This window comes from Luteibacter aegosomatissinici (assembly GCF_023078495.1).
Taxonomy (GTDB): domain Bacteria; phylum Pseudomonadota; class Gammaproteobacteria; order Xanthomonadales; family Rhodanobacteraceae; genus Luteibacter; species Luteibacter aegosomatissinici.
Map to the genome: position 1 here is coordinate 1,508,315 of NZ_CP095742.1, position 11,552 is coordinate 1,519,866.

The 11,552-nt window shown below is 65.3% G+C and carries 10 protein-coding genes; 8 read left to right on the forward strand and 2 right to left on the reverse strand.

The features are described from left to right. Nucleotides 1-30: 30 nt before the first annotated feature. The 7 genes from L2Y97_RS06640 to L2Y97_RS06670 all read left to right on the forward strand — a co-directional run bounded on the left by L2Y97_RS06640 (nucleotide 31) and on the right by L2Y97_RS06670 (nucleotide 8,617). Nucleotides 31-1,161 carry a protein-glutamate methylesterase/protein-glutamine glutaminase gene (locus tag L2Y97_RS06640; protein ID WP_247434576.1) on the forward strand — a complete coding sequence of 377 codons (1,131 nt, stop codon included), beginning with the start codon at nucleotides 31-33 and terminating at the stop codon, nucleotides 1,159-1,161. A gap of 19 nt (nucleotides 1,162-1,180) precedes the next feature. After that, complete coding sequence (locus L2Y97_RS06645; protein ID WP_247434579.1) at nucleotides 1,181-2,365, forward strand: methyl-accepting chemotaxis protein; 1,185 nt, start codon at nucleotides 1,181-1,183, stop codon at nucleotides 2,363-2,365. 11 nt (nucleotides 2,366-2,376) lie between these two features. Beyond that, on the forward strand, nucleotides 2,377-2,682 hold the full coding sequence (locus L2Y97_RS06650) for an STAS domain-containing protein (protein ID WP_247434582.1): 306 nt from the start codon (nucleotides 2,377-2,379) through the stop codon (nucleotides 2,680-2,682). 918 nt (nucleotides 2,683-3,600) lie between these two features. Further along, nucleotides 3,601-3,879 (forward strand): hypothetical protein, encoded by a 279-nt coding sequence (locus tag L2Y97_RS06655; RefSeq protein WP_247434585.1) that lies wholly within the window; start codon nucleotides 3,601-3,603, stop codon nucleotides 3,877-3,879. Nucleotides 3,880-4,163: 284 nt separating this feature from the next. Beyond that, nucleotides 4,164-5,654 (forward strand): collagen-like triple helix repeat-containing protein, encoded by a 1,491-nt coding sequence (locus tag L2Y97_RS06660; RefSeq protein ID WP_247434587.1) that lies wholly within the window; start codon nucleotides 4,164-4,166, stop codon nucleotides 5,652-5,654. A gap of 105 nt (nucleotides 5,655-5,759) precedes the next feature. After that, nucleotides 5,760-7,424, forward strand: coding sequence for a ShlB/FhaC/HecB family hemolysin secretion/activation protein (locus L2Y97_RS06665; RefSeq protein ID WP_247434590.1), 1,665 nt, complete (start codon nucleotides 5,760-5,762; stop codon nucleotides 7,422-7,424). Between the two features lie 83 nt (nucleotides 7,425-7,507). After that, complete coding sequence (locus tag L2Y97_RS06670; RefSeq protein WP_247434593.1) at nucleotides 7,508-8,617, forward strand: catalase family protein; 1,110 nt, start codon at nucleotides 7,508-7,510, stop codon at nucleotides 8,615-8,617. A gap of 114 nt (nucleotides 8,618-8,731) precedes the next feature. Here the strand turns inward: L2Y97_RS06670 and phbB are convergent, their stop codons facing one another. Together phbB and gluQRS are read right to left on the reverse strand one after the other, a co-directional pair. Further along, on the reverse strand, nucleotides 8,732-9,484 hold the full coding sequence (gene phbB, locus L2Y97_RS06675) for an acetoacetyl-CoA reductase (protein WP_247434595.1): 753 nt from the start codon (nucleotides 9,482-9,484) through the stop codon (nucleotides 8,732-8,734). Nucleotides 9,485-9,534: 50 nt separating this feature from the next. Beyond that, nucleotides 9,535-10,404, reverse strand: a complete 870-nt coding sequence (gene gluQRS / locus L2Y97_RS06680; protein WP_247434598.1) for a tRNA glutamyl-Q(34) synthetase GluQRS — start codon at nucleotides 10,402-10,404, stop codon at nucleotides 9,535-9,537. 195 nt (nucleotides 10,405-10,599) lie between these two features. Between gluQRS and htpX the strand changes: the two genes are divergently transcribed. Beyond that, nucleotides 10,600-11,490 carry a protease HtpX gene (gene htpX, locus L2Y97_RS06685; protein WP_247434601.1) on the forward strand — a complete coding sequence of 297 codons (891 nt, stop codon included), beginning with the start codon at nucleotides 10,600-10,602 and terminating at the stop codon, nucleotides 11,488-11,490. Nucleotides 11,491-11,552: the final 62 nt, after the last annotated feature.

Genomic DNA, 11,552 nt, shown 5'->3' on the forward strand with positions numbered 1-11,552 from the left:
GATGTCCCGCCACCCGAGTTGCTAGTGCCCATGCAGAAAGTACGCGTCCTTATCGTCGACGACTCGGCCCTGGTTCGTAAGGTGCTGACCGCCATGCTCGAGTCCGATCCGGGCATCGAGGTGGTGGGCACCGCGCCGGATCCGCTGATCGCGCGCGAGAAGATCAAGGCACTGAACCCGGATGTGCTGACGCTGGACGTGGAAATGCCGCGCATGGATGGCCTCACGTTCCTCGAGAACCTGATGCGCCTGCGTCCCATGCCGGTAGTGATGGTCTCCACGCTGACGGAGAAGGGCGCGGACGTGACCCTGCGCGCGCTGGAACTGGGCGCGGTGGATTTCTTCACCAAGCCCGCCGCTGATCTCGCCAACACGTTCATGGAGCACGCGCCGGAAATCTGCGCCAAGGTGCGCCTGGCGGCTGGCGCGAATCCGCGCGAGCGCTCCACCGTCACGAAGATCGAAAAGATCGACCTGTCGCTCGGCAAGCTGGAAGTCGCCCCGCGCCTCTCGGCCGATGCCGTGCTGCCGCGCGCGCAGACCCCGGGCAGCCGCGGTGGCCAGCGCATCATCGCGATCGGCGCCTCCACCGGCGGCACCGAGGCGATCCGCGTGGTGCTCGAGGCCATGCCGCCTACGGCACCGCCCATCGTGATTACCCAGCATATTCCCGCCGCTTTCAGCGGCCCGTTCGCCGCCCGCATGGATAGCGTCTCCGCCATGAAGGTGAGCGAAGCGCGCGATGGCCAGCCCATCCAGGCCGGCCACGTGTACATCGCCCCCGGCAGCCAGCACCTGCTGGTCATGTGGGATGGCGCGCGCCACGTTTGCCGCCTGCACGATGGCCCGCCGGTGAACCGGCACAAGCCGGCGGTGGATGTGCTGTTCCGTTCCATGGCCGCCAGCGTCGGCGCCGCCACCGTGGGCTGCCTGCTCACCGGTATGGGCGACGACGGTGCCCGCGGCCTGGGCGAGCTGAAGGAAATTGGCGCGCACACGCTCGTGCAGGATGAAGCCAGCTCCGTGGTGTGGGGCATGCCCGGCGCCGCCTGGAAGGCTGGCGCGGCCGAAACCATGCTGCCGCTGGACCAGATCGCCGAGCGCTTGCTTGCCCTTGCCCATACCCCCATTCCCGCCGCCGCGGCTCGCGTCGGCACCTGAAGGAAGAAGAGACGTCACCATGGTCATTCCGAAGAACGAACGCATCACCGGCCTTGCGGTCAGCGCTGTCGCGCTGGTCGCCGTGCTGGTGTTCCACGCGGCCTGGGTCGCGCCTATCGTTGTGGCGCTGCTCACGGCTACCTGGATCGCCATTGCGCTGCGCCCGCGCTTTGAAGAGCCGGTGGTCGAGCTGGTCGTGACCAACAGCGTGCAGGCCGATGAGCAGTCGGTGCGCGATGCGATGGAAGACGTCCGCAGCGCCATCGTCGATGAGCTGGGCCATGCCAGCCGCGAACTGCACCAGGCGCTGGACCTGGTGCGTGATGCCGTGGCCGAACTCGGCGGTGGCTTCAACGGCCTGTCGCAGAAGACCGGCAAGCAGCAGAAGCTGCTGAGCGAGATCATCGAGAGCGGCGGCAAGGGCATTTCGGTGCAGGATTTCGCCGATCGCACCGCCGGCCTGCTGGAACACTTCGTGGGCCTGATCGTGCAGCTGTCGCGCGAGAGCCTGCGTATCGTCTACCGCATCGATGGCATGGCGAAGGAAATGGACGCCGTGTTCGCGCTGCTGAAGAACGTGAACACGATCGCCGAAGAGACCAACCTGCTGGCGCTGAACGCGGCCATCGAAGCGGCACGTGCGGGTGAATCCGGCCGTGGCTTCGCGGTGGTGGCGGGCGAGATCCGCAACCTGGCGCAGCACAGCAACCAGTTCAACGAGAAGATCGGCACGCACGTCGAGCGTTCGCGCACCGCGATGGAGCAGCTGCGTGAGCTGGTGGGCCGCATGGCTTCGCAGGATATGAACGTGGCGCTGCAGGCCAAGGGCGATATCGACACGATGATGTCGACGATCACCGAGAGCAACGCGCGTACGAGCAAGGCGGCGGACGAAGCCGCAACGATCAACCGTGGCCTGGGCAACGATGTGTCCACCACCATCCGTTCGCTGCAGTTCGAGGACATCCTGAGCCAGCTGCTGCACCAGACGCGTTCGCGCCTGGTCGAGCTGCAGGAGATCACGGCGGATTGCACGCGGGATATCGAGGAGCTGGCCTGCGCGCCGGCGGATGCGAGCGAGCTGAGCGCGCGTGCTCAGCGCGTGCGTGCCCGCCTGGCGGAGCAGCGTGAGCGTGCGCGCCTGCGTGCGCGTGGCCCGGCGCTGCAGCAGTCGATGGCTGCTGGCGATATCGATCTGTTCTAAGGGGAAGCACCATGTCGATCACGATTCATAACGATACCGAGCACGGCTGCCTTACCCTGCACCTGGGCGAGCGCTTTGATTTTTCGATCCACCGCGCGTTCCACGATGCGTGCCTGGGTGATGTGGCGCAGGCGCGTAGCTATGTGCTGGACCTGGAGCAGGTGACGGGCATGGATAGCTCGGCGCTGGGCATGCTGATGCTGCTGCGTGAACACGCAGGCGGCGACCGTGCAGAGATCCGCATCGTCAACGCCAGCGCAGACCTGCGCAACACGCTGCGCATCGCCGGCTTCGATAAGCTCTTCACCGTGCACTAACGGTAGGAGCGCGCTTGCGCGCGATTCTCGCTCACGAAAACCCGGCCAAGTGCCGGGTTTTTTGTGCGCGTATGCATGCCGCGCCTCTCCAATCGGTTCATTCGCTGAAGCGCATGCATGCGTTAAGCGGCATTCGCCGCCTCATGCCGGATGGGTTGAGGAAGCCGCGGGTGGGCAGGCCCTTGGGCCCGCCAGTCGCGGACCTTCGGACCGGGCCGTAGGCGCCGCCATCGCGAAGCGCGATTCGCCCAGCGGCCCTCCGCTCATGTCGGCCCCAAGGGCCTGCCCGCCCGCGCACCCAACAATGAGGTAAGCGACAGGAGAGCAACGCGCGCTCTGCTGGAGCGCGCTTGCGCGCGATCGCGTCTCGGCAGGTATGGATATGTGCGTAGAAGCGCCTACACACGATGTCCGATGTTCTTACAGACATCGGCGAATCATTTTGCTACGGTCGTTTCCGTTGCCCGCACGCACGTTGACGTACACCGTGCAGGCAACCACCGCTTTGTGCGGTGAGAGTCGCGAGCCGGGCGTGGTGAGACACACCCGACTCGCTAACCAAACCAACTACAAGAGAGTTGTTTATGGCTACCCCTGACTATACGGCACTCGCTCGCCCGCCGGATCCCCCCGGCGACACCTCACCGGCTAACGGGCCGCCTGCATAAGCCGCAGGCACGGTTGAGGGACCGCGACGAGGTCTGTTTTTGAGGTAATTCTTGATCGAATGAGGCAGGCGTTGTGCCTGGTGTGCCTCACGGGCGGTCGTCGTCGCACTGCATCCTCAATCAAGCCACCCGGGGTCCGGTCACGGGCCACCGGTGTACCCGCGATCGTATGGTCCGTGGCATGGCAGGTCGTTTTGACTGTCGTGCCACGTTAGCGATGCGTGGGAAGTAACCCTTCAAGGAGCGAGCGATGAATGTTGTAAACGATACGTGGCCTGTGCGGCACGCGGGTGATAGCGCGAGCTGTGATCCGTCGGCGCATGAACTGTTGAACGAAGCGACGCAGTGGTTGCAGTACGCGCGTGGTGTGACGAGTTTGCTGGCTGATTTGATCCATGAAGCTGATGGCGTGGATTGCAAACAGGTGGCGTTGTCGATGGAGGCGATTGCTGCCATGACACATTTGGGTACGGAGCGCGTCGGCCAGGCGCACGCGCAATGGCATTGGCAGGCGAAAAATGCCCTGTAGAAGCGCGCTTGCGCGCGATTGGCCTTGTCGTACACCCATCGCGCGCAAGCGCGCTCCTACAATGGCCGGTGTGCGGCGAGAGCGGTATTGCGGCGTACACATTGTTAGATGTGCCTTAAATGAAGGCGTTTTCTTGTGCTCTCTTTCGCGCGGTCTGAATAGATGGCCGAAATTGCACTACGTACGCTTACTTACCGGCCTAATTTGCGTAACTTCAAAAATGTGAAGGGCGTCTCATGGTTCTGCACTCCCGTGGCACGGGAGTCCCTATGAGGAGGGGAATCATGAACGAGCAGGGCGTAGGTAAAGTTTTCTCCCGCACATTGCTGGCCGGCGCGGTATTCGCGGCCGCCGTGGCGATGTCGGCATGCAGCGGCCACGGTTCGACGCATTCCGGTGGCGGCTCGGGAACGACCGTGAATCCTGGTGGCGCCGGTGGCACCGGCGGCGGGGATAACGGCGGCGGTGGTTCAGGGACGGGCGGCACCGGGGATAACGGTGGCGGCTCAGGGACGGGCGGTACGGGGGGTACCGGTGGTGGTGACGGCGGCGGTACCGGCGGTACCGGTGGCGGCACGGGTGGTGGCAATGGAGGTGGCACCGGGGGTGGCGATGGCGGCGGTAACGGTGGTGGGAACGGTGGCGGCAATGGCGGTGGCACCGGCGGCACCGGTGGTACCCCAACCGCAGCCAGCAACGCCGTTGGCGCGGTGGCCACGGGCCTGGGCGGCATCATTGCCTCGGTGGGCAACACGGTCACCGGCGTGGGCGTGCAGGTGCCTGGAACGACGGTCCTTGGCGGCACCAATGGCCTGACCAACTCGGTGGGCGATGCGGTGCAGGATCTTGGCGGCGCGGTGACGACGCTGGGTAATGGCGTGACCAGTGGCCTTGGCCAGACAGGCAACATCAGCGATCCGCTGGGTACCACGACGGATGTGGTCGGCAACGTCGTGACACAGGCAGGCGCCGCGGTGAATGACCTGGGTACGGGTGTGGGCACGGTCGGCGTCGGTACACCGATCGCACCGATCACGAGCACGGTCGCCACCGTTGTTTCGAACGTCGGCGGTGGCGTGGGCACGCTAGGCACGCAGCTTGGCGGTGTGCTTGATTCGGGCTCGGCGAACGCGCTGACGAAAGCCGTCAGCGATGTCATTACGCCAGTCGCGGCTTCCCTCGGCACGGCGGCAGCCCCGGATAGTTCCACCAACCTCGTCGCAGCCGTGGGTACGGGTACAGGCGGCATCGCGTCTGGCCTGAGCGGTGGCGTGCACGCGCTGGCCAGCAACGTCTCGGCTGGCACGGCATCGAGCCCGGCGGCGCCGGTGGGCCTCACCCTCGGCAACACACTCGATAGCACCGCCAACACGCTGGGCACGCTGGGTAACACACTCAGCACGGGCGTGGGCAAGGCACCGGATGCCAACCCGGTCGGCACCACGCTTGCGGGCGCGGGTCAGACCGTCGCTTCGGTCGGTACCACGGTAGGTAGCGTCGGTACGGGTGCACTGGCACCGCTCGCGCCGGTTACCGGTGCGGTGGCAAACACGGTGACCCAGGTGGGTAACGGTGTGAGCTCGGTGGCGTCAGCAAGCAGCCCGCTGGCACCGGTCACCGGCGTGCTCAACAACGTCGTCAATGGTGTCGCCGCTGCCACCCCGCTGAGCAACACGACAGGTGCGGGTACGGGTAACGGGGCAGGGTCCACGGACCCGATCGGTGGTCTTCTGGGTGGGGTGAAGGGATTGCTCCGCCGCGGGGCCGATCGGTAAGGCAAGGCGGGGGCGGCGCAATACCGCTATCCGTGTGTCTTCAGGGAATGGCGCCGGCGGCGCAACGCCGGCGCCAATCTTGTATTTACGATGCAAAGGAATTTCATGAACCGGTGGATCGGTTGCCTGCTTGGCATGGCCGTCGTCAGTTCCGTTCACGCGCAGGTACGCGCGCCCGCCAACCCACTGCAAACCCTCCCACGTACGGAAACACCGCGCCAGGCCCCGGTGCAGGTGAACGTGCAGGCACCGAACGAGGCATTGCAGGCCTTGCTCGCCAAACGCATCACCCCCACGCGCTTCGATGTGGTGGGCGTGAAATCCATCCCGTTTTCCGATGTGGCGGCGTTGTTTGCGCCGATGCGCGGCAAGGAAGTCACGATCGGCCAACTGGTGGAAGCGGCGAACAAGGTCACCGAGCTCTACCGCAAACACGGGTACGCGCTGTCGTTCGCGTTTATTCCCGGACAGGATCTCTCGCAGGGCGTGGTACGCGTCACCGCCGTGGAAGGGTATGTGTCGCAGGTGGATGTGCGCGGCGATGCGGGGAACATGGATAAGCGCATCCGCGCGATCGCCGCCCGCGTGGTCGGGGAGCGGCCGTTGCGGCAGGAAACGTTCGAGCGCTATACGCAGTTGCTGGGGCAGTTGCCGGGCGCGAAGGTGAGCGCGAATGTGCCCGCGCCGACGACCACCGATGGTGCGACCACGCTGGTGCTGGATGTCACGCGGCAGCGCTACGACCTTAGCTACGGCCTCGATTTCAATCACCCGGGTACGCAAGGTGTTTTCAGCTTGCTGGAAAACGGTGCGACACCGCTCGGTGAGCAGCTGAGCGTCTCTACGCTGTTTCCAAACGGCAGTGGCCAGCGCCTGTACAACGCCACATGGCTGGAGCCGTTCGGCTCCGATGGCTGGCAGGGCAAGGTGGATGCGAGCCGTTATTGGGGCCGCCCCGATACGGGCGACCAGCTGCCGGATTACCTGGATCACCAGTTGAGCCAGGATCGCCTGGCGCTGTCTGCGTTGTACCCGCTGCGCTTGACCAACAGCGAGCGGTTGAACCTCACGGTGTCGACGTACGCCTCGAAGCAGGACGATCGCTACCGCAACGTCGATAACGGCGTGATTGTCGCGTTGCAATCCAGCGTGCGTGTGCTGAGCACCGAACTCAGCTGGTTGAAGGTGAGTGGCAAACGCTCCCGGCAGTTCAGCTTCGCCGTGGCGCATGGCTTTGATGCGTTCGGTGCGTACTCGCGTGCGGTATCGAACCTGCCGGTGGAACTGGGCATCGCCACGCCGGATGTGAAGTTCACCCGCTATACGATGAACATGGCATTCGCCGATCCCTGGCCGCATGGCTTCGGCACGGTGTTCCGCGCGATGGGCCAGTACAGCAACGACTCCTTGCCCTCCACGGAGCAGATCAACTTCGGCGGCCCAAGCTTTGCTTACGCTTACGATCCGGGCGATGCGGCCGGTGACAGCGGCTGGGCCGCATCGGGCGAAATCAACCGTGGCTTCATCGTCGCATCGAAGTGGCTTACCTCGCTCACGCCGTACATTGTCTACCAGAGTGCCCGTGTGTACCTCAACGGTGCGAAACCCCTGATCGACCGGCTGGATTCAGCCGCGGTGGGCTTCCGCGCCTCGGATGGCAAGCACTATTCGATCGACTTTGCACTGGCCCGACCCACCGGCGACCGGCCGCCGGAGAGCAACGACCGCAAGACGCGCTGGAACCTGACGTTCAGCTACAAGCTCATGTAACACCGCTGTTACGCCCCGCTGTTTGCCACATCTTCACGGCCGGCGCGCCACGATGATCGGACATCTCGTCCGGACGCCGTGCCATGCCCCTGTCCCTGTATCCACCGCCGTTGCGGTATCACGAATCCCTGGAGCAGGTTGAGCCGGACGAAGCCGATACCGTCGAGCAACTGATCGCGACGCTCACCGACATCAACCAGACGACGCTCGACAACAGCGGACACGCGTGGCGTTCCGTGCATGCCAAGAGCCACGCCTTGCTGACCGGCGAGCTGGTGGTGCCGGGCGATCTGCCGCGCGAGCTAGCGCAGGGCATCTTCGCGAAACCGGGGACGTATCCGGTGGTGCTGCGCTTATCCACGGTACCGGGCGATATCCTCGACGACAGCGTTTCCACGCCGCGTGGCATGGCGCTGAAAATCATCGGCGTGGAAGGCGCGCGCCTGCCGGGGAGCGAAGGCGCGACGACACAGGATTTCGTGCTGGTAAACGGTCCGGCGTTCATCGCATCCACGGCAAAGAAGTTCGCGAGCTCGCTGAAACTCACCGCCGCCACGACCGATCGGGCGGAGGGCGCGAAGAAGGCGCTGTCGGCCGTGTTGCGCGGCACGGAACGCGTGCTCGAAGCGTTCGGAAGCCGTAGCAGCACGTTGATCGCGCTCGGCGGGCAGCCAGAGACCCATCCGCTCGGCGATACCTATTACAGCCAGGCGCCCATGCGCTTTGGCGATTACGTGGTGAAGGTAAGTGTGGCGCCGCGCTCACCCAACCTCACGCGGCTCACCGACGCCACGCTCAATGTGAACGGCAAACCCGATGGGCTGCGCGATGCGATGCGTGAGCACTTCGCCGCGCAAGGCGGGGAGTGGGATCTGCGCGTGCAGTTCTACACCGACCCGGACACCATGCCGATCGAAGATGCGTCGGTGCCGTGGCCTGAAGAGAAAAGCCCGTACCTGGAAGTCGCCCGGCTGGTCGTGCAACCGCAGCCGGCATGGAACGATGCCCGCCGCGCCGCCATCGATGATGGCCTGGCCTTCAGCCCCTGGCACGGCGTCGTCGAACACCGCCCGCTAGGCTCGGTGATGCGCGCCCGCCGCGTCGCCTACAAAGTGATGGCCAAATTCCGCGCCCACCACAACAAGGTAAACATCAAGGAACCCACCAGCCTCGACGACCTAAAGCTCGTGTAGGAGCCCACCCTGTGGGCGAAAGCTTTTCGCAATACACAGCAGGCCCTGTCGGTCTTTCGCGAAAAGATGTCGCCCACAGGGTGGGCTCCTACCTTTGTGGTGTGCCGTGGGTGCTTACCAACCCATGTAATGGCCACCATTGATGGCCAGGTTGGAACCCGTGATCCAGCTGGAATCTTCCGAGGTGAGGAACGCCACGGCGTGCGCGATCTCTTCCGGCCGGCCAAGGCGGCCCACGGGAATCTGCGCCACGATCTTCGCCCGGATATCCTCCGGCACCGCCATCACCAGGTCCGTACCCACGTAGCCCGGCGAGACGGTGTTCACCGTAATGCCGAAGCGCGCGTTTTCCTGGGCCAGCGAGATGGTGAAACCGTGCACGCCGGCTTTCGCCGCCGCGTAATTGGCCTGGCCGTACTGGCCCTTCTGGCCGTTGATCGAGCTAATCTGCACGATGCGGCCCCACTGGCGTGAGCGCATGCCCTCGATCACCGGGCGGGTCACGTTGAAGCAGGCGTTGAGGTTGGTGTTCACCACCTCGGTCCACTGCTGGTAATCCATCTTGTGGAAGGTGGTATCGCGGGTGATGCCAGCGTTGTTCACCAGGATCTCGACTGGGCCAGCCAGTTCTTCCACCGCGCGCACCATGTTGGCCGCCGAGACGGGGTCGGCTACATCGCCGGGCACCATCACGACATCGATGCCGTCGCGGATCATGTCTTCGCGCCATGCGGCCGCACGGGCCTCGTCGCGGAAGTTGGTAGCGACCCGGTGGCCTTGCTGGGCAAGGTAACGGACGATCGCCGTGCCGATGCCGCCGGTGCCGCCGGTGACCAGTGCGGTGCGTTGCGTCGTGCCGTGTTTCATGACTCGCGTGGATCCCGTAAGTAGTGGCCCGCCGCGCGGGCAATCTGTTTTTATAGCGTCCGAGCGACCGTAAGACTACTGCGGCGAAGCGCCGCAGGCTCGAAGGCCGCCAGCGCCGCGGCCAGTGCCGCCGCCGGCGTGGCCACGTCCGGTACTGCCAGACCCAGCCAGGCCAGGGCGCCGCGCAGGGCGGGCATCGGGTTGGCCGGGTCGACGGGCAGCGCCTTTTCCGATTTGGAAAGCTTGCGGCCTTCGGCATCCAGCACCAGCGGCAGGTGCAGGTAGCCGGGGTGAGGCAGGCCCAGCAGTTCCTGCAGGTAGATCTGCCGGGCGGTGGAGTCGAGCAGGTCGGCGCCGCGCACCACGTGGGTGATGCCCTGGAAGCCATCATCGACCACGCAGGCGAGCTGGTAGGCCCACAGGCCTTCGACCCGGCGGATGACGAAATCGCCAGCCACTTCGCGCAGGTTCTCCGCCTGGGGGCCCTGCAGGTCGTCGACCCATTCGATCGTGCGGTCGGGCGAGCGCAGGCGCCAGGCCGGTGGCCGTGAAGGATCGGGCTTGGCGATGCATTGCCCGTCCCGGTGCAGGCCGCCGTGGGCCACCAGGTCGGTGCGGCTGCACCAGCACGGGAACACGTGGCCGGCGTAGCGCAGGTGCTCGAAGGCGGCCTCATAGGCACCGGCACGCTCCGACTGGAACAGCACCGGTTCATCGGTTTCGAAACCGAAGGCCGTGAGCGCGGCAAGGATGCCCTGGGCCGAGCCGGGAACCTCGCGCTGCGGATCGATGTCTTCCACCCGTAGCAGCCACTGGCCACCGTGGTAGCGGGCGATCAGCCAGCTGCCGATGGCAGCCACCAGCGACCCGAAATGCAGGGCGCCGGTGGGTGAGGGCGCGAAGCGTCCCCGGTAGCTCATGCGGTGTGGACAGGCATCGGTTGAGACGTTTCTCACGGTGTCAGGGAGCAGGCCGCGACAGTGTAGGGGATCGCCCCCCGCTGGGGGCCGCCTGCCACGGCCGGTGCGTGTTTTTGGCATTGAATCATTCAGTGTCCGCCCCGAAAACTTAGGCAGGCGGCGCCATATAGCCAGCCGCTTTAGAGAGAGCCAACCATGTTCAAACGCATTGCTTTGTTCCTAGCTACCAATATCGCGGTCATCGCGCTGCTCAGCATCGTGTGCCACCTGCTGGGCGTCGACCAGTGGGCGGCCCAGCGCGGCATGGGCCTCGGTGGCCTCATCATCTTCGCCTCCATCTTCGGCATGGGTGGTGCCTTCATCTCGCTGGCCATTTCCAAGTGGACGGCCAAGATGAGCACCGGCGCCAAGGTGATCGAGGAGCCGCGCAACGAAACCGAGCGCTGGCTGCTCGAGACGGTACGCCGCCACGCTGAGAAAGCGGGCATCGGCATGCCGGAAGTGGCGGTTTATGACGCCCCGGAAATGAACGCTTTCGCCACGGGCATGAGCCGCAACAACGCCCTGGTGGCGGTGAGCACCGGCCTGCTCCAGCAGATGGACCGTGAGCAGGTCTCGGCCGTTCTGGGCCACGAGATCGGCCACGTCGCCAACGGCGATATGGTGACCCTGACCCTGATCCAGGGCGTGCTGAACACGCTGGTGATCATCGCGGCACGCATCGTGGGCCGGCTGATCGATAGCTGGCTGAGCGGCGGCCGTGAGCGCGAAGGCGAGGGCGGCATCGGTTACTTCGTGACCGTCATGGTCCTGCAGATCGTGTTCGGCCTGTTCGCCTCGATGATCGTGATGTGGTTCTCGCGCTGGCGCGAGTTCCGGGCAGATCAGGCCGGCGCCACGCTGGCGGGCCGCGCTTCGATGATCTCGGCCCTGCAGCGCCTGTCGGCGAACCACGGCGAGACCTCGCTGCCGCAGACGATCCAGGCCTTCGGCATCGCAGGCCACCTGGCCTCGGGATTCAAGCGGCTCTTCATGAGCCACCCGCCCATCGAGGAACGCATCGCGGCGTTGCAGAACGCCCGCTAAGCGCCCTCCCGTGAAACCGCCCTTCGGGGCGGTTTCTTTTTGGGCCGGGCCCAGGCCAAGAC